The 26,613-nt window shown below is 35.3% G+C and carries 27 protein-coding genes and 2 tRNA genes; 2 read left to right on the plus strand and 27 right to left on the minus strand.

Annotated features, from left to right (window positions below; genetic code table 11):
• Window positions 1-104 precede the first annotated feature (104 nt).
• From greA to LDP15_RS06630, 14 genes are all read right to left on the minus strand, one after another.
• Window positions 105-578 carry a transcription elongation factor GreA gene (gene greA / locus LDP15_RS06565; RefSeq protein ID WP_025016857.1) on the minus strand — a complete coding sequence of 158 codons (474 nt, stop codon included), beginning with the start codon at window positions 576-578 and terminating at the stop codon, window positions 105-107.
• A 59-nt stretch (window positions 579-637) separates the two neighbouring features.
• The gene (mltG, locus tag LDP15_RS06570; RefSeq protein ID WP_042230133.1) at window positions 638-2,290 is read right to left on the minus strand and encodes an endolytic transglycosylase MltG; all 1,653 of its coding nucleotides are present in this window, start codon (window positions 2,288-2,290) and stop codon (window positions 638-640) included.
• Window positions 2,291-2,426: 136 nt separating this feature from the next.
• Window positions 2,427-2,990, minus strand: coding sequence for a DNA-directed RNA polymerase subunit delta (gene rpoE, locus LDP15_RS06575; RefSeq protein ID WP_012897344.1), 564 nt, complete (start codon window positions 2,988-2,990; stop codon window positions 2,427-2,429).
• Between the two features lie 216 nt (window positions 2,991-3,206).
• Window positions 3,207-3,719 (minus strand): adenine phosphoribosyltransferase, encoded by a 513-nt coding sequence (locus LDP15_RS06580; protein ID WP_012897343.1) that lies wholly within the window; start codon window positions 3,717-3,719, stop codon window positions 3,207-3,209.
• 122 nt (window positions 3,720-3,841) lie between these two features.
• On the minus strand, window positions 3,842-6,070 hold the full coding sequence (gene recJ, locus LDP15_RS06585) for a single-stranded-DNA-specific exonuclease RecJ (RefSeq protein ID WP_015425953.1): 2,229 nt from the start codon (window positions 6,068-6,070) through the stop codon (window positions 3,842-3,844).
• A gap of 166 nt (window positions 6,071-6,236) precedes the next feature.
• Window positions 6,237-6,938: an SDR family oxidoreductase gene (locus LDP15_RS06590; RefSeq protein ID WP_015425952.1), complete on the minus strand. Its 702-nt coding sequence runs from the start codon at window positions 6,936-6,938 to the stop codon at window positions 6,237-6,239.
• Window positions 6,931-7,854 (minus strand): ribonuclease Z, encoded by a 924-nt coding sequence (rnz, locus tag LDP15_RS06595; protein WP_015425951.1) that lies wholly within the window; start codon window positions 7,852-7,854, stop codon window positions 6,931-6,933. The genes LDP15_RS06590 and rnz overlap by 8 nt, the downstream gene beginning before the upstream one ends.
• A 126-nt stretch (window positions 7,855-7,980) precedes the next feature.
• Window positions 7,981-8,053 (minus strand) — tRNA-Lys (locus LDP15_RS06600).
• 158 nt (window positions 8,054-8,211) lie between these two features.
• Window positions 8,212-8,472, minus strand: a complete 261-nt coding sequence (locus LDP15_RS06605) for a SemiSWEET family transporter (RefSeq protein WP_003129544.1) — start codon at window positions 8,470-8,472, stop codon at window positions 8,212-8,214.
• A gap of 205 nt (window positions 8,473-8,677) precedes the next feature.
• Window positions 8,678-8,749, minus strand: a tRNA-Arg gene (locus LDP15_RS06610).
• Between the two features lie 98 nt (window positions 8,750-8,847).
• Window positions 8,848-9,744 carry an SPFH domain-containing protein gene (locus LDP15_RS06615; protein ID WP_003129543.1) on the minus strand — a complete coding sequence of 299 codons (897 nt, stop codon included), beginning with the start codon at window positions 9,742-9,744 and terminating at the stop codon, window positions 8,848-8,850.
• A 169-nt stretch (window positions 9,745-9,913) separates the two neighbouring features.
• Complete coding sequence (locus LDP15_RS06620; protein ID WP_003129542.1) at window positions 9,914-10,582, minus strand: hypothetical protein; 669 nt, start codon at window positions 10,580-10,582, stop codon at window positions 9,914-9,916.
• Between the two features lie 82 nt (window positions 10,583-10,664).
• The gene (miaA, locus tag LDP15_RS06625) at window positions 10,665-11,549 is read right to left on the minus strand and encodes a tRNA (adenosine(37)-N6)-dimethylallyltransferase MiaA (RefSeq protein ID WP_015425950.1); all 885 of its coding nucleotides are present in this window, start codon (window positions 11,547-11,549) and stop codon (window positions 10,665-10,667) included.
• A 138-nt stretch (window positions 11,550-11,687) separates the two neighbouring features.
• Entirely contained in the window at window positions 11,688-12,353 is a 666-nt protein-coding gene (locus LDP15_RS06630) for a YitT family protein (protein ID WP_003129540.1), read from the minus strand.
• Between the two features lie 196 nt (window positions 12,354-12,549).
• Here LDP15_RS06630 and LDP15_RS06635 point away from each other — a divergent pair, with 196 nt between their 5' ends.
• Window positions 12,550-12,720 (plus strand): DUF3042 family protein, encoded by a 171-nt coding sequence (locus LDP15_RS06635; RefSeq protein ID WP_011675764.1) that lies wholly within the window; start codon window positions 12,550-12,552, stop codon window positions 12,718-12,720.
• 45 nt (window positions 12,721-12,765) lie between these two features.
• On the opposite strand, the gene LDP15_RS06640 is transcribed toward LDP15_RS06635, so the two are convergent.
• The 10 genes from LDP15_RS06640 to LDP15_RS06685 form a co-directional block, all read right to left on the minus strand.
• The gene (locus LDP15_RS06640) at window positions 12,766-14,781 is read right to left on the minus strand and encodes a potassium transporter Kup (RefSeq protein WP_015425949.1); all 2,016 of its coding nucleotides are present in this window, start codon (window positions 14,779-14,781) and stop codon (window positions 12,766-12,768) included.
• Window positions 14,782-15,005: 224 nt separating this feature from the next.
• Window positions 15,006-17,018, minus strand: coding sequence for a potassium transporter Kup (locus tag LDP15_RS06645; protein ID WP_015425948.1), 2,013 nt, complete (start codon window positions 17,016-17,018; stop codon window positions 15,006-15,008).
• Between the two features lie 180 nt (window positions 17,019-17,198).
• On the minus strand, window positions 17,199-18,617 hold the full coding sequence (gene gndA, locus LDP15_RS06650) for an NADP-dependent phosphogluconate dehydrogenase (protein WP_003129534.1): 1,419 nt from the start codon (window positions 18,615-18,617) through the stop codon (window positions 17,199-17,201).
• A gap of 132 nt (window positions 18,618-18,749) precedes the next feature.
• On the minus strand, window positions 18,750-19,313 hold the full coding sequence (locus LDP15_RS06655; protein WP_015425946.1) for a YtxH domain-containing protein: 564 nt from the start codon (window positions 19,311-19,313) through the stop codon (window positions 18,750-18,752).
• A 29-nt stretch (window positions 19,314-19,342) separates the two neighbouring features.
• Window positions 19,343-19,762 (minus strand): DUF948 domain-containing protein, encoded by a 420-nt coding sequence (locus LDP15_RS06660; RefSeq protein ID WP_225513504.1) that lies wholly within the window; start codon window positions 19,760-19,762, stop codon window positions 19,343-19,345.
• Window positions 19,763-19,928: 166 nt separating this feature from the next.
• Complete coding sequence (lgt, locus tag LDP15_RS06665; RefSeq protein WP_015425944.1) at window positions 19,929-20,714, minus strand: prolipoprotein diacylglyceryl transferase; 786 nt, start codon at window positions 20,712-20,714, stop codon at window positions 19,929-19,931.
• A 63-nt stretch (window positions 20,715-20,777) separates the two neighbouring features.
• Window positions 20,778-21,707 carry an HPr(Ser) kinase/phosphatase gene (hprK, locus tag LDP15_RS06670; RefSeq protein WP_015425943.1) on the minus strand — a complete coding sequence of 310 codons (930 nt, stop codon included), beginning with the start codon at window positions 21,705-21,707 and terminating at the stop codon, window positions 20,778-20,780.
• A 103-nt stretch (window positions 21,708-21,810) separates the two neighbouring features.
• Window positions 21,811-21,987, minus strand: coding sequence for a DUF3272 family protein (locus LDP15_RS06675; protein WP_010905464.1), 177 nt, complete (start codon window positions 21,985-21,987; stop codon window positions 21,811-21,813).
• Between the two features lie 104 nt (window positions 21,988-22,091).
• On the minus strand, window positions 22,092-22,367 hold the full coding sequence (locus tag LDP15_RS06680; RefSeq protein ID WP_015425942.1) for a DUF1294 domain-containing protein: 276 nt from the start codon (window positions 22,365-22,367) through the stop codon (window positions 22,092-22,094).
• Window positions 22,368-22,398: 31 nt separating this feature from the next.
• Complete coding sequence (locus tag LDP15_RS06685; RefSeq protein WP_015425941.1) at window positions 22,399-23,121, minus strand: TIM44-like domain-containing protein; 723 nt, start codon at window positions 23,119-23,121, stop codon at window positions 22,399-22,401.
• 146 nt (window positions 23,122-23,267) lie between these two features.
• Here LDP15_RS06685 and LDP15_RS06690 point away from each other — a divergent pair, with 146 nt between their 5' ends.
• A complete protein-coding gene (locus LDP15_RS06690) occupies window positions 23,268-23,714 on the plus strand; it encodes a GtrA family protein (protein ID WP_003129522.1) in 447 nt (148 codons plus the stop codon).
• A gap of 92 nt (window positions 23,715-23,806) precedes the next feature.
• Here LDP15_RS06690 and LDP15_RS06695 read toward each other — a convergent pair whose 3' ends face one another.
• From LDP15_RS06695 to LDP15_RS06705, 3 genes are all read right to left on the minus strand, one after another.
• The gene (locus LDP15_RS06695; RefSeq protein ID WP_042230700.1) at window positions 23,807-24,700 is read right to left on the minus strand and encodes a YihY/virulence factor BrkB family protein; all 894 of its coding nucleotides are present in this window, start codon (window positions 24,698-24,700) and stop codon (window positions 23,807-23,809) included.
• Window positions 24,701-24,731: 31 nt separating this feature from the next.
• Entirely contained in the window at window positions 24,732-25,586 is an 855-nt protein-coding gene (locus tag LDP15_RS06700; RefSeq protein WP_003129519.1) for a methionyl aminopeptidase, read from the minus strand.
• 283 nt (window positions 25,587-25,869) lie between these two features.
• Window positions 25,870-26,496 carry a TetR/AcrR family transcriptional regulator gene (locus LDP15_RS06705; protein ID WP_015425938.1) on the minus strand — a complete coding sequence of 209 codons (627 nt, stop codon included), beginning with the start codon at window positions 26,494-26,496 and terminating at the stop codon, window positions 25,870-25,872.
• Window positions 26,497-26,613 lie beyond the last annotated feature (117 nt).

Raw genomic sequence — 26,613 nt, forward strand, 5'->3', positions numbered from 1 at the left:
TATTTTTACCAAAAATAGCAATTTTAACTTACTGACAGACTTAAGCGTTGAAAAATAAAAAAACCGTTACTGACGGCTTTTTTACTTATTATATTCTAAAATAATTAGTCAACTTTTACAATTTTAACTGTCATTTCGCCAACTGGAAGTGGGACATTTACGATGTCTCCAACTTTTTTACCAATCAAAACTCGAGCAATTGGTGATTCATTAGAAATTTTTCCTGAAAATGGGTCAGCTTCAGCAGTACCAACAATTTGATAAGATTCTTCGTCAGTTTCGCCAACTTCAACAAAAGTTACGTTTTTACCAAGTGCTACTTCGTCTTTAGCAATTTTTGCGTTATCAACAATTTCAGCATAACGAATCATTGTTTCAACTGTTGAAATACGCCCTTCGATAAAGGCTTGTTCATCTTTAGCTGCTTCGTACTCTGAGTTTTCTGAAAGGTCACCATAGCTACGAGCAACTTTGATACGGTCAATGACTTCTGGACGTTTCACAAGTTTTAAATTTTCAAGTTCTAATTTTAATTTATCAAGCCCTTCTTGGGTCATTGGGAATGTTTTTTCCATTATATTTATTTCCTTTTTTATAAACTTTTTTCTTTTTTAATCAAATCTAAATTAATGATAGCTTAGCTACTTATCTTATCATTCACATATTTTTGAACATTTGCATTTTGTTCAGCTAATGTTTTCGCAAAATAAACTTTTCCTGTTGTCACATCAGCAACAAAGTAGAAGTAGTCATTTTGAGCAGGATCAAGTACTGCTTTAATAGATGACAAACTTGGACTATCAACAGGACCAGGGCCGAATCCAGTATTTGTGTACAAATTATATGGCGAATCTAGGTTGGTATCAATATTAGCATCCTCTGAAAGACTTGTTTTTTCACCAAGTTTACCTTCGGCATAAAGAATTGACAGATTAGAACCCAAAGTCATTCCAGCATTCATACGATTATAGAAGGTTCCAGCAACGTTGCGTCGGTCATCATCATTGTTGGCTTCTTTTTCAACCAAAGCTGCTAAACTCAAAACTTCATTGACAGTCAAATTCTTTTGAGCAATTGTATCATAGTAAGGAGTGAGCTGGGTATTGGCTGCTTGAATCATGTTTTCAATGACTGATTCAACTGTCGATGATTTTGTGTAATCATAAGTCGCTGGGAACAAGTAACCTTCTAACTGATACTTGATTCCTGAATCTTTTGTTGGCAAGCTTGCGAACAGTTTAGGATAAGCCTTAACCATTTTAGCGATAAAGGTTGGGTCTTGAACGGTTTTCATGAAGTCTGCTTCAGAAAATGGCGTTTTTGCATTCTTTTCATTGCTTCCACTATTAACTGTCACAGCTTTAGCAATTTGTGTTAGCGTATAGCCTTCAGGAACTAAAATTTTACCTAAAGTTGGAGCAACAGGTTTTTCTGTTCCGCCTTCTTCAAGTTTGCTAGCAATCGTAGATAAGCTCATGTTTGGTGCAAGATTATAATAGCCGCTTTTAAACTCTGAATAATTTTTAAATTTTGTATAATACTGAAAAACCATTCCATTTTTAATAATGGATTGTCTTTGCAAAATTTCACCAATTTGCTTACTACTTGAACCAGCAGGAATATTGATTGACTTAGCTGTTGCATTCTTAGAATCCAGAGGTTGAATGCCAGATTTTACAAAGTTATAGCCATACCAACCAGTTCCTCCAACAACTAAAACTAAAAGAACAACAATCACAGCAATGATTTTTCCTGCTGTTACTTTTTTCTTTTTCTTATTTTTGTTCTTATTCTTGTTTTTCTTGCTAGAAGAAGTTTTTTTAGAAGGATTGTTGGTTCTTCTTGAAGGTTGATGTTTAACCATTTTTTCTGATTCTTTTTTTTCCGAAAATTGTTCTAGTTCAATTTTTTCATCTTGAACTTTTGGTTCACTTCTTGAAAATTGAGGAGGAATATTTTGGTTTTGAATTTCCTCAGAAACCACTCCATCTAAATTTTGACGCAATGAATCGCCTTCTTCTGGAAGGTTTTCATTTTCTACAAAAGGTTCTTCTTCGTTTTCATCCGCTGCTGGAAAATCAAAGACGGGAAGTTTGAAAGGTTCAAGATCAACTTTCCTTGGTTCGATTTTTCGCTCAGGTTCTTCTGAGTCGCTCCTGCTGGGACGTTCGAAATCTTCAGGGTCTGGGAACTTAGTTTCTGCTTGTTTCGCTGCATTTTCTTCAAGTTGGCGAAGTATTTTTTCTTTAAAACTTCCTCGAGAAAATTCAGTTGTTTCTTTGTCCACCAAATTTTTTCTCCTTATGATTAGCTTTCGCTCAATAATAAAATTTTACTTTTCCTAATTGTAACCGTTCTTTTAATTTTTTACAAATAAAAAGAGAATATTCATAAAAGTGAGGCTGATGCCTCACTTTTTATGTGTTTTAGTCTTCATCAGTATCGTCTGAATCATCTTCATCGTCTTCTACATCGATGTCAACTTCTTCATCTACATTATCAAGTTCAACTTCTGCAAGTTCTGCGTCATAAGCAGCGACGTCATCTTTATCTTCGTCCTCTGCTTGAGTATCGTATGACATGTCTTCTTCAGTTGTTTCTTTTGCGCCTTCTTCATCTTCTGGATCGATTTCGTCTTCGATACCAAAAGCATTGACTTTTTTACGTTTTTTAGCTGGTTTTTCTTCTTCTTCGTCTTCAATTTCATCAAGAGCGATAACTTCTTCGTCAATCTCATCAATGGCGTACCATGAACGAAGTGCCCAGATATTATTTCCTAATGGGATGAAACTTCCGTCTGTATTGATTTCTGTATAAAAACGAGAAATACTAGCTTTAATTTCATCATCTGATTTTTCCAAATAATCTTGAATCGCTCTGATGATTTCAGAGAATTGCATTTCTTTGCCATTTTGCTCCAATAAAGCATGAGCAACTTCAATCATTGAAAGTTCTGAGATTTTTTGTCCTTCTAAGGCTGTAATTTTCAAGTTTTTACTCTCTCTTTTCCTAATATAAAATATAGGCTCATTTCCTAAAAAACGAACGCTATGTGGATTTTCTTTTTATAGTGTATATCAAAATTAGCTTGCTGTCAATATTTTACGCCAAAAAACCTCTGTTTACTTGCTTTTAGCATAACTATACTCTCTTGTTTTTATCAAAAGAATACTAATAACATTTATTGGCTACCGACAGTAAAGAAATTAATAGTGCATTAGAACTTTATAATCGTAATCTCCGATTTTTTCGCGACCTTTAAGTTCATCAAGTTCGATAAGGAACGCACATCCGACAACAATTCCACCCATTTTTTCAACAAGTTCAATTGTAGCGGCAATTGTTCCACCAGTTGCAAGCAAATCATCAACAATCAAGACGCGTTGTCCTGGTTTGATGCTGTCTGAATGCATTGTGAGTGTGTCTGTTCCGTATTCTTTTTCGTAAGTTGCTTCAATGACTTCACGAGGTAATTTACCAGGCTTACGAACTGGGGCAAATCCTACACCAAGTGCAAAAGCAACTGGACATCCAATGATGAAACCACGCGCTTCTGGACCTACAACCATATCTATTTCTTTATCTCTTGCATACTGAACAATTTCGGTAGCAGCATAGTTATAGGCATTTCCGTCTGCCATCAAAGGGCTGATGTCGCGAAAAACTACGCCTTCTTTAGGATAGTTTTCAATTGTTGCAATATAGTCTTTTAATTCCATGTTTTTGTTACTGACAAAATTGTCAGTGCTCCTTTTTTCTAACATAAGTTCGTTATTTTTACTGACAGCTTTGTTATTAAGAGTATAGCTGATTCCGTCAGTAACTTTTTATAAAAACGAAATTATTTTTCTAATAAATTTTGATAAATTTCTTTGACGGGTGCTAAAGCAAAAAGTTCTTGCATTTTTACAATTTTTTCTAGTTCTTGATAAATTGTACTCTCAGAAATTTCGCGTTTATGGGCCGTTTTATTAACGGTCATTAAGCCATTGTCAATGCTGACAAATTCAAGTTCCTCAAAGATTTTTATCATCTTGACAAGCAAGAGATGAGGGATTTTCAAATAATCCGCAAGTGATTTTAATTTATAGCGAATATCAAATTCTGGAAATTGATAAATTGCTTTATAAAGTCTTGCAAATTCTTCTCGTGTTCCACTTCCTGTTAAATAATAGCTATCAGTGATTTTATTTTTAAAATAAATCATTTTAAAATCATCCGACGCTGCTTTACTGACAGCTTCTTTTAATATTGACAAACCTGTTAAATCTCCAGGTGTCTCTTCGATGACAAGCACATCTTCCATTATACCATGTTTTAGCTGATTTTGAGAAAAAATATTAGCCTCTTTTGGGATAGGAATTTGTTTACTTCTTATATCAAGAAGTTCGACACCAACTGAATCAGCATCTTCAATCATTAATTGAAGACTCGTATTTCCATTCCAACTATTACTTGAAAGTGTCGCAACTAATTTTGTTTGTGCCTGTTCGAATTCCAATTCTTCTGAACCATGTTGGAAATAAACGGCATCAATTTGTTGCTTTTCTTCCTGAATTTTTAATTTAAGATGAGCATTGTCTTTCCCCATACTTCGGCTTTGAATCACCTTATAATCTTCGATTAAAAATCGAGGCTTAGGATTATCCATGCCAAAGGGAGCCAATTTTGCTAAATTAGTGATTGTTGAGAGCGAAATATCGTCTAAGTGGCAACGGTCAGCAATTTCTAAGGGACTTTTTTTAGACATATCTAAATGATTGTCCACGATATAATCAATCATCGCCTTTTTAACTGCTTCTACGTTTTCCAGGCTTAAAGTCATCCCTGCGGCTTGTTTATGACCACCAAAAGCAATAAAAAGTTCACGATGGGCATTTAATGCCTTGAAAATATCAAAATTTTCGATTGACCGAGCAGACCCACGCAAAATCCCATCTTCTTGGGCCAGCATGATTACTGGCTTATGTATGGCTTCTAACAAGCGACCCGCAACAATTCCTAAGACACCTTTATGCCAGTCCTTATGATATAAAATCTGAACAGGTTCATCTGTCAGCATACTCAGAGCTTCAGTGTGAATTTTTTCCACAATTTCTTTTCGCTCTGAATTTTTTTGGTCAATCATTTTGGCAATTTCATGCGCTTCATCTTCATCCCAACCTGTCAGCAATTCAATGGCTGGGTTTGGGTCATCGAGACGTCCCAAAGCGTTTAAACGAGGAGCAATTTGAAAACCAACCGTTTCCTCAGTGATTTTATCAAAATCAACCCCAGCATACTTCATTAATTCTTGTAGGCCGGCACGCTCTGTTTGGGCCAAAATTTTTAGACCATGAGCCACTAAAATTCGGTTTTCATCAGTCAAACTGACCATGTCAGCAATTGTACCAATTGCAACTAAATCAAGCATTTCACTGGGTGCATATTCTAAAAGAGCACAGGCAACTTTGAAGGCGACACCAACTCCTGCCAAATATTTGAAAGGATATTGACTGTCAGGATGTTCGGGGTGGACAATGGCATAAGCAGGGGGAAGTTGGTCAGGAATTGAGTGATGGTCGGTAACAATTACATCCACTCCATTTTCCTGTGCCCAGGTAATTGCCTCCAAGCCAGCAACCCCATTATCTACAGTAATAATAAGATTGATATTTTCATTCTTAATATAGTACTGATAAACGTCAAGATTTGGCCCGTAACCGTCAGTAAAACGATTGGGTAAATAAACTTGAGACTCAGCTCCTAATTCATCCAGAGCTGACTTCATGACTGATGCTGCAGTCATTCCGTCAGCATCATAGTCACCATAAATTAAGATATTTTCACCTTGCTCAATTGCTGATAAAATACGCCCTGTTGCTTTTTCCATATCATGAAGTAGAAAAGGGTCATGTAAATTTTCTAAACTTGGCTTTAAAAATTGCTCAATTTCAGCTTCTGCATGAATTCCTCTTTGATAAAGCACACGACTTGTCAATTCATCTAATTTATGTTTTTTCGCTATCTTTAGAAAATCTTCGGAAATGGCTGTATCAGCCACTTTCCAATCATATTTTGCTTTTATCATTTTAGTTCTCTTTATCTTTTCTATGCTCAATTCAATTATTTTAGCATAAATTACTCGAAAAAAATGGTTAAGTTTAGGGATTATTTTTCTTTTATTTAATAAAATCCTAAACTTTTCTATAATTTACTGACAGAAATAGCATTAAGTTTCTGTCAGTAAAAAAATTCTATTTGAAATTAAAAAATTTGGCAGAGATAAAATCAAAAAGCGAAGGAAAAATGGCTCGCAATTTGGCCGCTGTGGATAAAGTCCAAGGTAAATTGATTTCTCTTTTCCTTTTTCCCAAGTTATTCACAACTTTGTCAGCAACTTTAGATGCTGAAATTGCATTTTTCCCCACTTTTTCCAGATAATCTCCATTATCTTTGTGAAATTTGGTTTTTACAGGTCCAGTATTCACAGTTGTCACAATTAATTGTGGATTTTCCATGCGCAAAGCATCTGAAAATGTAATCAGAGCCGCTTTAGAAGCAGCATAAATTGATGATTTACCTGTTGGTAACTTTCCAGCAATTGAAGCAATATTAATCAATTGAACTTTCGGTTCTAATAATCTGGTCAACTGGATTGGCATTAACGTATTAATGACAAACTGTTCTGTAATTTCCCCATCAGTAAGTTCAGTGAATTCTTTAAAAATACCAAAACCAGCATTATTAATCAAAATATCCACAACAAAAGATTGTTCATTAGTCAAAAGTTCATCATTGGTCAGTAATGTAACATTTTCAAGCTGACCATAGCGTTCAATCAGAGCCTTACGGCTACGTGAAACCAAAATTAAATGGTCATTTTCTTTAGATAAAGATTTGACAATTTCTTTAGCAATATCACCAGTTGCACCTGTAATTACAATATTTCTAACCAATTTTTTCCTCGTAAAAATCCTTAACCACAAAAGTGTTGGAATGAACAGTTTGTGCCTCACGCACCAATTGTCCAACCAAAGGTCCAACATAGCGTGCACTAATATGAGTCAATAACAATCGATTAACTCCGGCTTCTTTGGCGACGTCTGCTGCTTGCTTCGTCGTTGAATGACCATGTGCTCTTGCCATTTTACTTTCATTTGCTTCATAAGTTGCCTCATGAACCAATAAGTCTGCTCCATAAGCCAAGCGTACTGCAACATTCGATTTTCTTGTATCGCCTAAAATCGTGACTATTTTACCAGCTTTATCCGCTCCGATATAATCTTTAGGATCGAAAGTTTTTCCTTCGTACTGAACAATCTCACCTTTTTTTATTTTACCAAAAAGGGGTCCGAAAGGAAGCCCAGCTTCTTTTAAAGCATTGGCATCGAGTTCACCTATTCGATTTTTTTCTACGACGCGATAACCCAAGCAGAAAATAGTATGGTCAAGCAAATCTGTATGGACTTCAAAACTATCATCTTCAAAGATTTTTCCAGCCGAATCAATTTCATGAAAATTGATACGATAAGCTAAGCGTGAACCCGAGATTCTAAGAGCGGTCAAAACAAAATCTTTAATTCCCACAGGGCCATAAAGCTCCAAATCAGTTTGTTCATCTGAACTTTGAAAACTTCTACTAGACAAAAAACCAGGCAAGCCAAAAATATGATCCCCATGTAAATGTGTAATAAAAATCTTAGTAATTTTTCGTGGCTTAATTGTCGTATTTAAAATTTGATGTTGCGTTGCTTCACCACAGTCAAAAAGCCAAATTTCATTACGCTCATCAAGCATTTTCAAAGCAATTGCCTGAGTGTTTCTTGATTTAGAAGGCTGACCAGCCCCAGTCCCTAAAAATTGGATTTCCATTGAACCTCCATCAGTTTCAACTCACCTTAAGGCAAATTAAAACTTTATTTTCTCAAAAATGAGAATTTTTTCCAAAACAAGAAAAGATTGTGAAACTTCCCCACAATCTTTTCTTCAATAAATTAGTGACCCGTGCTGGGCTCGAACCAGCGACCCTTTGATTAAAAGTCAAATGCTCTACCAACTGAGCTAACGAGTCATGCTTAAAGCATCATTTTCACGACGAAATATATTATAACACAGACTTTCTGAAATTTCTAGTCTCAGCTGTAATTTTTTTATTTTTTTAAAATTTATTATTTATTTATCTCTGATAATGGCCACACACAGGTCCAATTAATCAATTTTTTTTCATCATTAAAGGGCAGTAAAAAATGTGACCAATCCAAAAATTATACCTGGAAAGTTTGCCGTTGCCAAAGCTAAATCTCTAGGCTTTTTGCCAATTCCATAAGTGACCCAAAGTGTACAATTAATTGCAGCAACAAGGGGCTGAATAGGATTTCCTTTCATTCCACTAAGATTGTTAGCAATTTGCGGAAGATATGACACATACATCATTACCGACATCCCAGTCGCTACCCAACTTAAATACTTAATAAATTTCTCTTGATTCATAAAAGCCCTCCTGTAAAATGATAATATCAAAAAAACTCGCGGTTTCTTTCTAACTATTTTTTATATTTAAAACCTAGTCTTTTTACCTTCGAGTCAATATCTTATTATAACATATTTAGGATTCTATAAAACGCAGTCATTGGCACATGTTTAGCACAAAAACAATAAAAACCGCTCAACCGAGCGGTTTATTTACTTAATTAAATGCGTCCGGAGGGAATCGAACCCCCATCTCAAGAACCGGAATCTTACGTGATATCCATTACACTACGGACGCGCTACAATCACTTTATTCTACCTAATTTCAAAAAAAATTGCAAGAAGAAGCTTGCTATAATAAAAAAAGCTATCCATCGATAGCTTTCCATTTTTACTTTATTTACCTGCTTTAATGGCTGATAAAATCTGAGTCCTTAAACTTTCTGCTCCTTCAGCTCCGCTTGGAAGGAAAATGGTTGAATTTCCACCTGCAGCAAATTGATTCAAGGTATCTAAATATTGATTAGTTAACAAAATCGCCATAATTTGTTCTTCATCAAGCGCCACACCAAGCTTTTTGATTTCGGTAATTTGTTGAGCCAAACCGTCAACAATAGCCTTACGTTGTTCAGCAATCCCTACCCCATGCAGACGGTCTTTTTCAGCTTCTGCTTCAGCGGCAGTTACAACTTGAATTTTATTAGCATTTGCCAACATTTGGCTGGCATCTTGTTTACGTTGCGCCGCATTGATTTCATTCATAGATTGCTTAACTTCAGCATCAGGTTCTACTTTAGTAATCAATGTTTTTACGATAATATAACCGTAAGTTTGCATTTCTTCAGCAACTGTTTTTTGAACTTCAAGAGCGATTTCATCTTTTTTCTCAAAAACATCATCCAAAGTCAATTTTGGTACTGCTGAACGAAGGGCATCTTCAATATAAGCCTTAATTTGTTCACCTGGATTCATTAACTTATAGTATGCATCTTTGATGGATTGTTCGTTTACTCGATATTGCGTTGCAATATTCATCGTAACAAAAACATTATCCGCAGTTTTAGTTTCAACTGTCATCTCTGTTTGTAATAAGCGCAATTGAACTCGAGCAGCAATCCGATCAATTCCCCAAGGAAGTTTCAAATGAAAACCGGGGTTTGCAGTAAATTGATACTTCCCAAAACGTTCAACAATTGCAACAGTTTGTTGTTTAACAACAAATACAATTGTACTCAAACTAAAGATTAAAATGAGCAGGATAATTGCTAAAACAACGAGTGGAATAAAAATCATAAAAGTTCCTCCTTATATTTGACCAAAAGTTACTGACAAACTTTTCTGTCAGTAATTATGAAAAATTCAGTCTTATTAATTACTGACAGCATCGCCAGTAACCGTTTTCACATAGTCTATCACTTATCAAAGAGAAATGCAATTTTTTTGATAGTTTATTAACTAACAATTAAAAACCTTTTGTAATATAGATAAAGTGTTTACGTCCGTCACGCCCAAAGCATAAAGGACTTAAGAAGCCAATTTCTTCGGCTTGTTCTAATAAATCTTCAATATTATAGCCGGCTAAGCGAATATATTCCCCATTTTCTGCTTGTTCTGTTAATGCTGTTAGGTCTTTCACTTTCTCAAATTCACTTTGAAATTGAGCAGGTTTCATTGTCAATTTTCCGTCTTCTTCCACTAATAGATAATGCGGGAAAATCTGTGCAATTTCAAACATCAATTCGGCTGTCACTTTTACCGGAAATTCACTGAAAATAATTGCTTCTTCTGCGTCATTTTTATATGAAAAACCAAATGATTTTCCAGAAAGATTGAGTCGAATAAATCTGAAATTTTCATAACCATTTTTTCCTTCAAGTTGAAAATCTGGATTTTCTTCAAAAATATCAAAAGCTTTAGAAAGTTCAAAGAAATAATCTGTTGCATCTTTCGGTGAGCGTTTTTGATAAAGTTCAGCAAAATAAGCATTTAAAACTGATGCTGGTGGAGTCACCAAAAGTCTTTTATCTTTTACATCGGTCAAGGCAGCTAATCTATTTTCTAAAAAGATATGGTCTTGAGCCATGAAGCCACCATATTTCATTCCCAAATCAATCCATTTTTTATCAGTCATTTTTTCTCTCCATTTTTAATAAAATTTACTTGTAAAGTCCTTTTTTCAATCTTTTTCATTATAACATTTTTAAGAAAATGCGTCAGTTCAAAAACTGAGTGACTTTATCAAAAATTGGTTCAGGATAATTTTTTGAAAAAACATCTTCAAATTCGACAGACATTCTATTTTTAAACCAAGTCAATTGTCGCTTGGCATAGCGTCTTGAATTTCTTTTGACCAACTCAACAGCTTCTTCCAAACTAATGTCCCCTGAAAAATAAGGGAAAAATTCTTTATAACCAATCCCTTTTGCCGCTTGAACTTCTGGTGCTTGCTCATACAAAGTTCTAGCTTCATCTAATAAGCCCTCACGCATCATTTGATCAACCCGTTGATTAATTCGATCATAAAGCACTTTTCTGTCAGCATTTAATCCAATAAGCAAAAAATCATAATCAGAACCCAAATTTTCATCTTGAGAGCCGAAAGTTTGCAGCTCCAAAAAACGAATCGCCCGTCTACGATTTAACTCAGGAATTTCTGGATTTATTTTAATCACTTTTGCAAACAATTCCTCATCAGATAAAAGAGATAATTCTTCACGAAGTTTCAACATCTCCTCATGATTTTCCTGTCCGCCAAGATGATAGCCTTCGATAAGAGATTGAATATATAAGCCAGTTCCTCCAACGATAATTGGCACTTTTCCTTGGTCAAGAATTTCTTTAATTAATTGATTAGCTTCAATGACAAAATCATGAACCGAAAAATTTTCTGTCCATTTACGTACATCAATCAAATGATGAGGAACTTGAGCTTGTTCAGCCATAGTCACCTTAGCGGTTCCAATGTCTAATCCTTGATAAACTTGCTGAGAATCACCAGAAATAATTTCACCATTAAATTTGATTGCTAAATCAATGCCAAGTGCTGTTTTCCCCACAGCTGTAGGCCCGACAACCACTAAAACTTTATTATTTTTCATTTATTTTTTATGACTCACTCTCACCATTTTCATTCTCTATTATTTCAGAAATAGCCTGTAAATTCAAGCACTGACAAGAAAAAATTACTGACAGCTCAATTTCTGTCAGTAATTTTTATTCTATTATTCTTAAAGTTTTTATGCAGCAAAAACTTTTTGATAAATTCTTTTTCCACGATTCATTAAAGATTTCCGATAATCTTCACGTCCCACAATCAGAGTCATTTTACTAAAGATATAGCATGAAAGTAGTGTGACCGCAAAGTTAGGAAGTGACAAGAATGTTAATAAGGAAACACTTAAAACGACCACATCGACCATAAACAAAACCTTGTCAATTTTAAAGTTCCATTGCTCCTCCAAAATTCGGCTCAATAAGATTGATCCTCCAAATGTTCCTTCAGAAATAATAACTAATCCTGCCCCGAATCCTGAAAGAAGTCCATCGAAAATTCCAGCAAAAATAACATGTGAGAATTGGAAACCAGTAACTCCTAATGCTTCATAAATCATTAACCAACCACTCATGGCAAGCGCTCCAGGAATGCTGAGTAGTAAAATTCTCCGCGGAAGCGAACGTCCTCCGAAAATGAAAAGTGGTACATTTACCAAAAAGAAAGTCAAGGCTGGGTTGATGCCAAAAACAAAATCCATAAGTACAGAAAAACCAGCGACACCATTACTTGCTAGACGATTAGGGATGACGAATAACTGAACTGAGAGTACATAAAGTCCGACACCTAAAATAAGTATGAGTAAGTCCCTCATAAACTTTTTGTCAATTTTTACACCTATAATTGTCATATTTCTTACCTTCTTTCTTTATCATTTATTTATTACAACTGCTACTAATATATCACATGCACCTAATCTTAACCTTAACCAGTTAATTATTAAAGAGTCTTTCTTTTTAAAATGTGCTTCGTTAGCGTTTTCACATTTTTTGATTTATAATGAAGATAGAGCAATTTTTAAATAAAAATATAAAGGAGTCCACCAAATGAAAAATAAATTTATCCAAGGCTATCTCATTGGAAAATCTGTCGAAATTCTTGTTGCAGGTACAGCCCTGTTAATTGCCAAGAAAAAAGGTTATCTTCCTTCTGCTGACAAGGCCGAATTTATCGCTCAAAAAAGAAAAGAAGCCGCTAGAAAACGACTTGCTCGTTAAAAATTTTACTGACAGAAATTTTGTCAGTAAGTTTTTTTATATTCTTTAATGAGTTGCTGAAGCTTCTGCTTCATCCACCTGTTCCAATCGTTCATGAATTTCCAAATTACGTACATCTGAAAGAACCAAGGGAACTGTTTCAACAGTTACTTCCGAGAATTGAAGTCCAAACCAACGAATTGGTGAAGCCGTAATTCTCTTGATTTGTGCTTTAGTTTGAAGAACAAAACGCTCGAAACCTGGCATTTGACGTGCATTCATTAGCTTTTCTTCAACAACGACAAAGCGGAAATCTCCAACTTTACGTCCTGGAGTGATACTATAATGTTGATGCTGACGTGGCAAACGTCCTGATTCCATCAAATCCGTCACAATTGTTCTTAAATAACGCGGAACTTCTTGACGCATACGGAATCCAAGATAGAGATTCACACGAACAATAAAGTCAGTATCCATCATGTCTACTTTATACTCAGAAGTATAAGGCTCGTCAGTAACTTTTACATTTACAAACCAATAACATTCTGCACGTTTTGGCCGTTTATCCAAGATTGAATATAAGATTGAACGATCAATCCATTCATGGTCCATTTTGCTTGTTAAATAAACCACATTTGTTTGATATAAATCATAAGATTCATCATGACGCAAAGCATTAAGTTGATTTTTATACTCATTAATATTCAATGATTTGATATATTTCATGACAATCTTGTGTGACTTGTTCCAGATGAACATCACGAAGATAATTGCCAAGGCAATCAGAACCACAATATATGCTCCGTTGATAAATTGGACAAGAGAAGCAGCAAAGAATGAGCCTTCAATACAAAAGAGACCGATAGAAATAAAAGCAATGGCAATTTTTGGCGTTCCTTTTTGAATTAAGAAATAAGTCAAAAGGGTCGTTGTCATCAACATAGTGATGGTAATGGCCAAGCTATAAGCGGCTTCCATATGTTCTGAAGTTTTAAAATACAAAACAAAGAATGAAGTCGTTACCCAAAGAGCAAAATTAACTGCTGGGATATAAAGTTGTCCCAAAGTTTGCCCTGGATAATAAATTTTGAACAATGGCAAAAGTTTCAAACGAATCGCTTCAGACACCAAAGTAAATGAACCCGAAATCAGTGCTTGAGAGGCGATAATCGCCGCCAATGTTGATAAGATAACGACATAAATAACCATATTATCTGGTAAAACAGCAAAGAAAGGATTAAGTTTTTCAATGTGTTCACCACGGTGAGCTAAAAGCCAAGCTCCTTGTCCACAGTAAGATAAGATAATACAAATCTTAACAAATGGCCAGCTGACATAAATATTTCCACGCCCAACGTGTCCTAAGTCAGAATAAAGTGCCTCTGCCCCTGTCGTTACCAAGAAAATAGAACCCAAGATAAAGAAACCAGCTTTATTTTCTGGACTAAATAATAAGTGAATTGCATAATAAGGATTAATTGCTTTTAAAATTGATAAATCGAGAAAAGAATTAATCAGTCCACTTACACCCAAAAAGCCAAACCAGATAAACATAATTGGTCCAAACAAACGACCAACCAAACTTGCTCCAAACCTCTGAATCAAAAAGAGAAAGGCAAGGATTATCAAGGTGGTTACCATGACCGTTGTTTGATTTGAGTAAACATGTGTTACTCCCCTTAGACCTTCAATGGCCGAGGTGACCGTTACCGCTGGAGTCAATGCCCCGTCCGCTAATAATGTCGCTCCACCAATCATTGCTGGAATAATCAGCCATTTTCTCATCCGTCTCACAAGGGTAAAGAGTGAAAAGATCCCCCCCTCATGATGGTTATCTGCTTTCAAAGCAATCAGAACATATTTAACAGTTGTAATTAATGTTAATGTCCAAATTACAAGAGAAACAGCCCCCAAAATAAAGCTTTCAGAAAGATTTGCTAATCCTCCCTGTCCTCGAACAATGGCCTGCATGGCATAAAGTGGACTTGTTCCGATATCACCGTAAACAATCCCTAATGCAATCAGGAACCCTGCAGATGTCGCTTTATTAAACGACCGATTATGTAAGTGTACTTGACCCACTTTTGTAACTCCTCAACTTTCTTCAACGAAAATAGTCAAATAAAATAAAACGAAGCGTAGCTCGTTTTTTAATAGCTTTATTATAGCAGATTATCCCCTGTTTATTCAAAAAAAACTGTGGGAAATTATATTTATTTATTTCTCACAGTTTTATATATAATACATTAATCATCGCAAAAGCGATGATAGCAACAGTAAGCTATCTTTTGATTGCTTTTATTTCATTATGATTCTCCTGAATTTTCTTCTGAAATTCGTTCGTGAATTTCCAAATTTTTAACATCCGAGAGAACCAAAGGAACAGTTTCAACCGTCACTTCTGAAAAGTGAAGACCAAACCAACGTGCTGGCGAAGCTGTAATTTTTTTAATTTGCTCTTTTGTTTGAAGAACAAATCGTTCAAAGCCAGGCATTTGTCTTGCATTAATTAGTTTTTCTTCTAAAATAATAAAACGGAAATCTCCAACTTTTCGTCCTGGTGTAATACTATAAGTTTGATTTTGTTGTGGTAATCGTCCTGACTCCATCAAGTTGGTCACAATCGTCCGTAAATACCGAGGGATTTCTTGACGCATATGAAAACCGAGATACAGATTAACACAGACAATAAAATCAGTTCCTAGCATATCCACTTCGTATTCAGAAGTATAAGGCTCATCTGTAACATTAACCTTCACAAACCAGTAAACTTTAGCTTTTTTAGGACGCTTATCCAAAATAGAATACAAGATTGAACGGTCAATCCATTCTTTATCCATTTTAGCCGTTAAATAAACGACATTCGTATGATAAAGGTCGTAAGTTTCATCTTTGCGGAGTTTGTCCATTTGTTCTTTATAATCATTAAGATTTGAAGAATTAAGATATTTATAAAAAAGCTGATCAGATTTATGCCAGATTGCCATAACAAATAGAATCATGGCAGCAATAATCACAACGACATAACCGCCATGCATAAATTTTACAGCGGAAGCTGCAAAAAACAAGCCTTCAATAAAGATAAAAACGGTGAAAAATAGGCCAACCAATACTTTTTTAACTTTTTGATAGTGACTTAAATAGACAGTTAACAAAGTCGTTGTCATAAGCATGGTTACTGTAATTGCTAAACCATAAGCCGCTTCCATGTGAGCAGAACTTTGGAAATAGACAACAATAAAACTCGCTGCCAACCAGAGTCCCAAATTTACGGCTGGAATATATAATTGTCCGAAAGTTTCTCCTGGATAAAAAATCCTTAATCGAGGAAGGAGTTTAAGACGAATAGCTTCTGACACAAGAGTAAATGAACCAGAAATCAATGCCTGTGAGGCAATAATTGCCGCCAAAGTTGCTAAAATTACTGAAAAAATGATTAAATTTTGAGGGAGGACAGCAAAAAATGGATTGATATCTCCTAATGATTTTCCGCGATTTTGTAAAAGCCAAGCCCCTTGCCCACAATAGGATAGGATGATACAAACTTTAACAAAAGGCCAACTGACATGAATATTTCCCCGACCAACGTGTCCTAAATCGGAATAAAGAGCTTCTGCGCCCGTCGTTGCCAGAAAGACTGAACCTAAAACAAAAATTCCAGCTTTATTTTCTGGGCTTAAAAGTAAATGAATTGCCCAGTAAGGATTAATTGCTTGAAGGACAGAAAAATCACCAAAGAGATTAATCAAACCCGTAATTCCAAGAAAACTAAACCAAATAAACATGACCGGTCCAAACACTTTACCAACGATTGAAGTTCCAAATCGTTGAATTAAAAATAAGACCGCTAAAATCGCTAAAGTAATAATAACAATCGGTAATTGCTGCTGACCAAAAGCTTCATGAAAAGCCGGAATTGACCTCAAGCCTTCTATTGCTGACGTAACCGTTACGGCAGGTGTTAAAGCTCCGTCAGAAAGCAAAGCAGCACCACCAATCATTGCCGGAATAATTAACCATTTTGCATACTTGCGAACGAGAGTAAATAAGGAAAAAATTCCGCCTTCATGATTATTATCCGCTTTTAAAGCAATCCACACATATTTGACTGTCGTAATTAATGTCAGCGTCCAGATAATGAGCGAAAGTGCCCCAATAATTGACGTTTCTGAGATTCGTTCAAGCCCCCCTTGACCTTGGACAATGGATTCCATTGTGTAAAGAGGGCTCGTTCCGATGTCGCCATAAACAATTCCCATTGCGATGATGAAACCGGCACCTGTTGCTTTATTAAATGAGCGATTAGATTCATAACCCATTCTAATTTCCTCAACTTTCTCTAGTTCCATAAAATTTATCAAAGTAAATAATTCACATTCGATTACCTAAATCATATAACAATTTCTTGATTTTTTGTTAAAAAATGGTCTAAAGAATACTGCAAAATTTATAAGAAAAAAAGCTAGAAAATTCTAGCTTTTAATTAATTATTTTTCAACTTAGTCTTCTGTATACCAGTCGTAGTGGAAGATTCCAGCTTTGTCTGTACGTTCATAAGTGTGAGCACCGAAGTAATCACGTTGGGCTTGAATCAAGTTAGCTGGAAGATTTTCAGAACGATAGCTATCGTAGTAGCTGATTGCTGAGGTGAATGTTGGAATTGGAATTCCTGCTTGAACAGCAAGTGAAACTACATCACGAACAGCTTCTTGATAACGTTTTGTGATGTCTACAAAGTAGTCATCAAGCAAGAGGTTTTCAAGTTCGCTATCTTTGTCGAAAGCATCAGTAATATTTTGGAGGAATTCTGCACGGATGATACATCCAGCACGCCAAATTTGTGCAATTGTACCGTAAGGCAAGTCCCAATCAAATTCTTCAGAAGCTTTACGAAGTTGGGCAAATCCTTGAGCATAACTCATAATTTTTGAGAAATATAGCGCTTTGCGGATTTTTTCAATGACTTCTTTTTTATCGCCTGAGAAATTAACCGCTGGGCCAGATAAAACTTTGCTTGCTTTAACACGTTCATCTTTATAAGTTGAAATGTAACGAGCAAATACTGATTCTGTAATCAATGGAAGTGGTACACCAAGGTCAAGGGCAGACTCTGAAGTCCATTTACCAGTTCCTTTGTTTCCTGCTTTATCAAGAATTTTATCAACGATGTAGCCTTCGCCTTCATCATCTTTACGTTTCAATACTTCTTTAGTGATTTCAATGAGGTAGCTATCAAGTTCGCCTTCATTCCATTCTTCAAAAATGGCTTGAATTTCTGCATTGCTAAGACCAAGAACACGTTTCAACAAATCATAAGATTCAGCAATCAATTGCATATCGCCGTACTCAATTCCGTTGTGAACCATTTTAACGTAATGTCCAGCACCGTTTGCTCCCATGTAAGCCACACATGGTTTACCATCTTGAGGAGCTTTAGCTGCGATTTGTTCAAAAATTGGTGCAACCAAATCGTAGGCTTCTTTTTGACCGCCAGGCATCATTGATGGACCTAAAAGCGCACCTTTTTCACCACCAGAAACTCCTGTACCGATGAAGTTAATACCTGAGTCTGCAAGTTCAGCATTACGACGCATTGTGTCTGGGAAATGAGTATTCCCACCATCAATCAAGATATCACCTTTATCCAAGAGCGGTAAAAGTGATTTAATTGTCGCATCTGTCGCTGCTCCTGCTTGAACCATGAGCATGATACGACGTGGTTTTTCAAGACTTCCAACAAATTCTTCAAGTGTTTTAGTGAGAACAAGATTCTTATCTTGATGTTCTTTATAAACTTCTTCAGTTTTTGAAGTCGTACGGTTGTAAATTGCAACGGTATAACCACGTGACTCTACGTTGAGTGCAAGGTTTTTCCCCATTACAGCCATTCCGACAACACCAAAGTTTGCTTGTGCCATTTGAAATCCTCCAGAGTATTTCTTTATATTCTATACTATATAGTATAACGCAATTTATTTCCAATTACCATAGTTAAGTATGTAAATATTTTACATGACAAAAAAATCTGCCTTAAAGACAGATTTTAAATTTTATTCTTTTTCGTCAGGAAAATTTGTTAATTCTTTGGCTTTGTCAGCAATTTTTTTCGCTTCTTCAGCAAGAGACTCAGTATCAATATCTTCTTTCACTTCATCTTTGGCATCACTGAACTTAGCCACAACTTCTGCGGCTTCTTCTGAGATGTCTGATTCATTTTCATCAAAGAGTTCTTCTCCACTGTCTTTCATTGAATTAATTTTTTCAACGACAGCATCTTTAGTATCATTGAAGAAATCAACAACTGAATCTTTAGACAGTTCACCTGAGTCAACTTTTTCCATGATTAAATCACGTTTTGAAAGTAAAAATTCTTTGGCCTTGTCAGCTGAAATTTCACCTGAATCAAATTTTTCTTTGATTTCATTAAATTTTTCAGCTGAGAAATCAAGAGCAGTATCTCTCATTCCAGTCAATGTTTCTTGAGGGTTTTCTTTTAAATCATCATAAATTTTTCCAGCCCCTTCGCGGAGTTCGCTTCCTTTTTTAGGAGCTAAAAATAGAGCAGCTGCGGCACCAACTAAAGCACCAACTAGAAATCCTGTTTTTTTTGACATCGGTTAAGTCCTTTCTTTCGTAAGCAAGTTTAATTTACTTTTACACCCGCTTCAGTTTTATCTTTTTTGACAAAGAATTTTTTGGCTGTTTTTGCCAAAACGACTGCTGAAGCTGAAGTTGTTTTTCGTTTTGTTGAACCTCTATTAAGACGTGTCACAAGTTTACGACTTGAAGCATTGATATCTGAAACACTTTCAGACAAGTCAGCAACCGCTGTAAACAAAGGGTCAATCGTGGCGACTTTCCCATTAACATCATCAAGCAAGGTATTGGCTTTAGCCATTATGCCATCAGCTTGATGAAGTAAGACATCTACATCGCTAGAAACTATTTTGACCGTACGGTTGGCTTCTTCCACAACCTTAGAAACTTTATGTAATACAATAACTAAGAAGACCACCAATACAGCAAATGCTATCGCGATAATCAATAATGCAATATTTCCCACGTTTCCTCCTCTTTATTCGGGTATAAAATCAGCACCCATTTTTCAATCTTCTTTCATTTTGATGAAAGCGATTCTATTTGATTTCATTATAACAAATTGTTTCGCTATTTTCTAATATAACTTACATTTTTTTATGACAAAAAGTCTATCCTTCAGGATAGACTTCTTAATTTTTTTTCATTCTGCGATAAATAAAGAGAACAAGTCCTACAATCACTAATAAAACTGAAAGCCATTGTGACACACGAGCAGGTCCTAACATTAGGCTATCTGTTCGCATTCCTTCAACAATAAAACGAACAGCTCCATACCAGACGAGATAGAAACTAAAAATATCCCCACGTTTTAAGCCTTTAATTCGATGTCTAAAGACCATGACCAGAATAAAACCGCTTAGTGTACCAATACTTTCAAATAGGAAGGTAGGCATTCGATAATGACCATCAATAAACATTTGATTTCTGATGAAAGTAGGTAGCCAGTCTAAATTTGAAACAATTTTCCCATAGGCTTCTTGATTGACAAAATTCCCCCAACGTCCCATTGCCTGAGCGAGAAAAACACCCGGGATAGTAATATCAAGCAAATCTAGCGGATGAATCATTCGATAGTAGCTAAAGACAAAGAGGACAATTGCTCCAGCGATTAAGCTTCCATAGATGGCTCCGCCACCATCCCACATGGCAATGATTTGTGAAGGATGTTGACTATAGTAAGACCATTGGAAAATGACATAATAAAGTCTCGCTCCAACAATTCCTAAAGGAAAGGCAAAGAGAACAAAATCAATAATATCGTCGGTTTTTATATTACGCTTTGGGGCTTCTTTACATGCGAGCCAAACGGCTAATGCGGCACCGCCCACAATAAAAATAGCATACCAGTGAATGGCTAGCGGCCCTAATTGGAGTGCAATCTTATTTAAAGCTAAAAAGGGAAATAGATTATTCATATTTTTTATCAGTTTTCTAAATTTACTGACAGAATTTTCGGTCAGTAATTTCTAAGTTTTATCTTATGATTCTTTATTATGACTTATTAAATCAGTGAGACGGTCTTCAAAAGTTTTTGTTGCATCAAAGCCCATTTGCTTAGCTCTAAAATTCATAACCGCAGCTTCAACAATTACTGACACATTCCGCCCAGTTTTTACAGGAATGCGGGTTTGTGGGACTTCAACATCAGAAAATTCAACAATAGTCGGTGCATTTCCCAAACGGTCAAAAGCTTTTTCCTTATCGTAGTATTCTAAATATATAGCCATATCAATATCCGTTGAATCTTTAACAGCACCAGCACCAAAAAGACTCATCACGTCAATAATCCCAACGCCACGAATTTCAATCATATTGCGCAAAATTTCTGCGGGTTCCCCAGAAAGTGTGAAGGCATCCCGTTGAAAAACATCTACACGGTCATCAGCAACTAATCGGTGGCCACGTTTGACTAACTCAAGACCAGTTTCTGATTTACCAATCCCACTAGCCCCTTGAATAAGAACACCGACCCCAAAAATGTCCATCAAAACACCATGAACAGTCGTTCTTTCAGCTAAACGTTCATCAAGAAATGAGGTCAATACTGAGTTCAAACGGCTGGTTGCTTCACGTGATTGAAGTAAAACAATGTCAGACTTTTTAGCTGCTGCCACCATTTCACTAGGAATTTCTAGATTACGTGCAACAATAACAACCGGTGTTTCTTTGGCCATGACTTTTTTCAAGAGGTCATAGCGATTATCTCCAACTACAGTCATCATGTATGACCATTCTTTCATCCCAAAAAGTTGAATTCGTTCGGGTGTGAAATAATCAAAATACCCAGCCATTTCTAAACCTGGGCGCATAATTTCTGAAGTTGTAATTTCTTTTGCTAATGCTGTTTCTGTTGAGTAAATCACATGAAAATGAATTTTGTCAAGTAAATCTTGAACTGAAACCGCCATTGTAAGTCTCCCCTATTATTTCATAAATAAGAACAACTGACAGAGAATATTTTTTCGTCATAAAACTTTGTCAGTACTTTTATAATAAAAATTGTGATAAAAATCACATTTTCATATCACGTATAAATTTATCCAAGCGATAAGCAAGGAAGATTCGGCGTACTAAAAGAAAGCCGAAAAACGTGGCTAAAAACCACGAAGCAGATAGGAAGGACCAGCTAAAAATCCAAGCTTCAAGTACCGTTCCAATCATAAAAGAATAAAATCGTTGTTTAGGCATGCCTCTATTATGACATTTTTAAGCCAGAAATGTCAATGGATTGTGTTGAATAATACTTAATAAAAAAGGCTTTTTATTTTCTAAAAAGTTTTTCAATTGATGATTTATTTAGCAAAGAATTTGATAATTAAAAAGATAAGTCCAGCATCAACCAATAGTCCCACATACCATGAGAAATTGAAATACCATTTTCTAGTTTTATGATGACAGAGATGCCCAGCCAAAATTGCTCCAATCCCTCCGCCTAAAAGTGCTTGTGCAAGTAAAACTTTTTCAGGAATTCTCCACAGATGATGTTGGGCCTTGTACTTATCCACCGCATAAAAAACAAAAACAATAAGATTCCAAACTGCTAATAAAACTAATAAATAAAGAATCATTTTTCTCCCTTCACATCTATACTAAATATCATTAGATCTTAAATTCTTTCATTTTCTCAACTCGAAGAGCCCCTTTTTGACCACTAAAAGTCCAACGTTGTTTAAACGCCCGTCTTTCCTGAGTATTTCCCGCAATAATTTGACCAGAATTAACAGAAACAAGGTAGTCAATAGCTACAAAATAGAGGTCAACTTCAAATTGATTATCTTTTACTTCTTTATAACGCGTGATTCCATCCAAAACCACACTACGCGTGTGATTAATTTGACCTTTGTCACTCATCTTTTGGAGAATTTTTTCATGTTTTTCATATAAATTATCACCATAAGATGCGGACAAAGTTCGTAAGTCTTGTTTATCCCAAGCATCTTGAACTTTTAGAAAAATTGCTTCTATTTCTGCTGACAAAGCTGAATCATTTAATGTTTTTTCCTGATAATACTCTCTTTTTCTAAAAGGAAGTTTAAGATTTTTTTTCAAAAAGTAAAAAGCCAGGGCGATTAGTGCAACAAGCCCACTAAAAATACTATTTCTATTATACCTGCTCCCCATTCTAGATGTCCTAGAATTAGAAGTATAGCTATTAGAAACAGTATTATTATAATGGCTGTTAGTATTTCCACCTCCAAAATTACCGCCAGTTCTTGTACTTCTATTTCCTCCCCCTCGAAATCCTCCTGCTGTTGCAAAAGCATGAGGTGTGACTAAAACTAAGCCACTGATGAGCAATAAAATAACCATTTTCTTCATCATTTGATTCAAAAATTATTTCCTTTTCTTTGTCACTAATTTTATTATATTTATTTTGTTATTATACCCTATTTCCCTTTTTATTTGAAACATCTGTTAAATTGCTACTTTTAGTGGAGTCTATTAAAAGAGTGTGATATAATTACCTCATGAAAAAACTCATGAATCTTTTTAAATCTGAAACTGTTAGATATCTCATTTTCGGAGTCCTAGCAACAGCAGTTTATGCCTTTGTCAAATGGTTAACTTGGCAAGCTTGGCATTCTGGTTGGGGTTCAGAAACTGCCGCTCAAGCTTCAAGTATTATTTTTGCATTTTTTACCAATAAACTTTTTGTTTTCAAACATGAATCATCAAACTTATTACGTGATTTCATCAATTTTACTTCAGGACGAATTGTTCTTTTACTCCTATCCATCTTTATTAACTGGTGGTTCATTGACCAACATCCTGATATTTTGATGAATCTTTTTGGACTTTCTAAAAATAATATGGTTGCTGCTCTTAACCTCGTCGTTCAAGTTTTAATTATTGTTATTAACTATCTTTATTCAAAATTCTTTGTCTTCAAAAAAGATAAAAATTTAACAGAATAACTAATTTTTTTACTGATAGAAAATTACTGACAAGATGAAAAAAATACTGACAGATTTTCTGTCAGTATTTTTTTCATTTTTATTAGTATTTTTTATTTTCTAATTTCCTTGATGAATTCAACAATTTCACCACGTCGTGTTTCAATCTTACCAACTTTTGTTTTTTGATAAACAGCATTTAATATGGCACCAATAATCAGAACGCGGGCGATGAAAATAAACCAAATCATCAGTGCAAAGACAACCAATGACCCAATCAATTTCAAATCATCTAATCGCTGAAGAGCAAAGCTAACATATTTTGCAATCCAGTTGGTTAGAAAAACAAGAACAAAGGTTGAAAATATTGTTCCAGGCATGGTGTATCTCAATTTTCTTATTTTAACATTTGGTAGGATAAAATAAAGCATCATCAAAGATAAAAAGGTTGCTACAGCAATCGCTGGTAAAGTCATATTGTGTAACGTTCGGTAGAGATGGTCATCAAAAGGAAATAAGCGATGAACTTGTTCGAGAATTAATTGTCCAAAAGTAGAGAGAACAATTGAAAAGTAAAGAAAGAGTAAAATCGCAAATCCGGCAGCCAAACCGATAATTCGACTGACAATAAAATCTCGATGATTAAAGACTTCATAAGCTTTATTCATTGACATTTGTAGAGCAGATAAGGCTCTTGAAAAGGTCCAAAAACCTGCCAAGACAGAGAGTGAAAGTAAACCTGTATTTCTTTGATTTAAGAGATTATTAATGACTGGTTCAATTCCTTTATAAACATCACTTGGGAGTTGCTCAGACAAAAAACTCAATAAAGCTGTTGTATTGATATGTAAGAAGGGTAAAATATTTCCAACAATCAATCCTAGAGGAAAGATTGCAAGTAAAAGGTAATAAGCAACAGCAATTGAAGACAGACTCATTTCTGAACTTTTGAAAAAAGTCATAAAAGTTGTCGTTAGTTCAGCAATTTTTTGTAGAACTTTTTTCATCTTTCCTCTCATCTGTTTTTCCTTTTACTTCTTAATAAGTCCGTTCTTCGCCTTGAGAAGTCAAAATCACAGGACCATCTTTCGTGATAACAAATTGGTGCTCGTATTGACATGATAAACTTCCGTCAAGTGTAACGTAACCACGTTCACCATCATGGTCAATTTCCCAACCCCCAGTGTTAATCATTGGTTCAATGGTTAAGACCATTCCTTCGCGTAAACGAAGTCCACGTCCAGCACGTCCGTAGTGGGGCACCATTGGTTCTTCATGCATTGTTGGTCCAACGCCATGTCCTACAAGGTCACGAACGACACCATAGCCACGACTTTCAGCATATTCTTGAATAGCTGCCCCAATATCACCAATACGGTTGCCTACTTTGGCTTGTTCAATTCCAAGATAGAGACATTCGCGGGTCACATCCATCAAGTTTTTCACTTCGTCAGAAACTTGGCCTACAGCATAAGCCCAGCAAGAGTCAGCAACGCCACCGCGGAATTCTTCTTGATATTTAACCATTGATTCAGCATCGTCAAAATTAAGTTTTGAAACATCAACAGAACCATCTTCAACCAAACCGAGAACCATATCCACTTTAATCAAATCACCATCTTTAAGAATTTGATGACGTGGAAATGCGTGAGCCACTTCATCATTCAAACAGCAGCAAGTAGCATAAGGGAATGGATTATAATTTCCTTCATCCACTCCGATTTGTAAAGGTAAAACATTTTTTTCTTTACAAACTTTGCGGACATATTCTTCAATTTCCCACATGTCAATCCCTGGTTTAATCAACTCACGAAGCCCAATGTGGATATCTGCCAAAATTTTGCTACTACGTTCCATTTGCTCGATTTCACGTTGCGATTTTAATGTAATCAATTTATTCTTTCCTTCTAAAGTTCTGAGAAAAACTCAGTTCTTTTTATTTAAATTAATGTTTTGAAGTGACTCATACTTCATCGAAAAATAAATTTTCATTTACTGGGGTTACTGAATCCTTATAAGATAGTATTTATGACTTTATCTATAAGAATTTTCTTCGACAATCATGAGCCTTTTCAAAATTACTTTGAATGCTAATTCAACTGAACAGATTTTTTTGTAATCCAAAACAGTCTATTTAGTATAAATACACTTTATTTTACCATAAATTTCCCTATAACTAGGTGTTTTTTATATAAATTGGCAGTAAAACTTCATCTACCAATTCATTAATTTGCTTATCATTCATGGATTGACCTTCAAGGAGCATATGATAACGGGTCATCTGGAAAGGTAAAAGCTTTGCTGTTTGCCCAATTTTTTCACGCGCTTCCCCTCTTTCCTGAGCCCTTGCAAGCAAGCGTTCCATAATAATCAGATTACTTGGAAGGACATTTCCAACGGTCGATTCAAGAACATTTTTTCCTTGCGACTGCATAAATGAAACGAAGGCCAGAAATCCTTTGGGATAGAGTTTAAAATTTTCTCTCATAAAGGTTAAAAGTTCAATTAAATCTTGCCGCAAGCTCCCACTGTTAATTTCTTGGTCTATCACATTTCCTCTCCACTCAGGATTTTGTGAAATATTGAAACGGACAGCTTCAAAAATTAAGTCAAAAACATCATCCCAATAACGATAAAGTACACTTCGAGTGGTTTTGGCTTCTTTTGCAACATTTTGAAAGGTTACTTTTTCATAGCCTTCATTTTCTAAAATATGAACTGCCGCTTTATAAATTGCCTTCTTAAGTTCATCCCCTCTTCTTCGAGAATGACTAGGTGATTTTTTTTCTTTTTCTTCAAACATAAGAGACCTCGTGTTTCTTAAGTCTATTATAACATCATCTTTATCTAATACCAAAAAATCAAATTAGATACAAAAAGAATCTTATTGTTGACAAAACTTATTCTTAGGTTTATAATA

The sequence above is a fragment of the Lactococcus sp. SK2-659 genome, from assembly GCF_020218185.2.
Lineage (GTDB): Bacteria > Bacillota > Bacilli > Lactobacillales > Streptococcaceae > Lactococcus > Lactococcus lactis.

Excerpts from the sequence above, each read along its gene's own strand:
- LDP15_RS06695 (WP_042230700.1), bottom strand. The coding sequence starts at position 24,700 with ATGAAAAAAGTTCTACAAAAAATTGCTGAACTAACGACAACTTTTATG.
- LDP15_RS06615 (WP_003129543.1), bottom strand. The coding sequence starts at position 9,744 with ATGATTTTTATTCCACTCGTTGTTTTAGCAATTATCCTGCTCATTTTA.
- LDP15_RS06680 (WP_015425942.1), bottom strand. The coding sequence starts at position 22,367 with ATGATTCTTTATTTATTAGTTTTATTAGCAGTTTGGAATCTTATTGTT.
- miaA (WP_015425950.1), bottom strand. The coding sequence starts at position 11,549 with ATGAAAAATAATAAAGTTTTAGTGGTTGTCGGGCCTACAGCTGTGGGG.
- recJ (WP_015425953.1), bottom strand. The coding sequence starts at position 6,070 with ATGATAAAAGCAAAATATGATTGGAAAGTGGCTGATACAGCCATTTCC.
- LDP15_RS06605 (WP_003129544.1), bottom strand. The coding sequence starts at position 8,472 with ATGAATCAAGAGAAATTTATTAAGTATTTAAGTTGGGTAGCGACTGGG.
- LDP15_RS06645 (WP_015425948.1), bottom strand. The coding sequence starts at position 17,018 with ATGGGTTATGAATCTAATCGCTCATTTAATAAAGCAACAGGTGCCGGT.
- LDP15_RS06580 (WP_012897343.1), bottom strand. The coding sequence starts at position 3,719 with ATGGAATTAAAAGACTATATTGCAACAATTGAAAACTATCCTAAAGAA.
- LDP15_RS06685 (WP_015425941.1), bottom strand. The coding sequence starts at position 23,121 with ATGATGAAGAAAATGGTTATTTTATTGCTCATCAGTGGCTTAGTTTTA.
- LDP15_RS06690 (WP_003129522.1), top strand. The coding sequence starts at position 23,268 with ATGAAAAAACTCATGAATCTTTTTAAATCTGAAACTGTTAGATATCTC.
- LDP15_RS06630 (WP_003129540.1), bottom strand. The coding sequence starts at position 12,353 with ATGACAATTATAGGTGTAAAAATTGACAAAAAGTTTATGAGGGACTTA.
- LDP15_RS06635 (WP_011675764.1), top strand. The coding sequence starts at position 12,550 with ATGAAAAATAAATTTATCCAAGGCTATCTCATTGGAAAATCTGTCGAA.
- LDP15_RS06675 (WP_010905464.1), bottom strand. The coding sequence starts at position 21,987 with ATGCCTAAACAACGATTTTATTCTTTTATGATTGGAACGGTACTTGAA.
- gndA (WP_003129534.1), bottom strand. The coding sequence starts at position 18,617 with ATGGCACAAGCAAACTTTGGTGTTGTCGGAATGGCTGTAATGGGGAAA.
- hprK (WP_015425943.1), bottom strand. The coding sequence starts at position 21,707 with ATGGCGGTTTCAGTTCAAGATTTACTTGACAAAATTCATTTTCATGTG.
- LDP15_RS06620 (WP_003129542.1), bottom strand. The coding sequence starts at position 10,582 with ATGACTGATAAAAAATGGATTGATTTGGGAATGAAATATGGTGGCTTC.
- LDP15_RS06655 (WP_015425946.1), bottom strand. The coding sequence starts at position 19,313 with ATGTCAAAAAAAACAGGATTTCTAGTTGGTGCTTTAGTTGGTGCCGCA.
- rnz (WP_015425951.1), bottom strand. The coding sequence starts at position 7,854 with ATGGAAATCCAATTTTTAGGGACTGGGGCTGGTCAGCCTTCTAAATCA.
- LDP15_RS06705 (WP_015425938.1), bottom strand. The coding sequence starts at position 26,496 with ATGTTTGAAGAAAAAGAAAAAAAATCACCTAGTCATTCTCGAAGAAGA.
- lgt (WP_015425944.1), bottom strand. The coding sequence starts at position 20,714 with ATGAATAATCTATTTCCCTTTTTAGCTTTAAATAAGATTGCACTCCAA.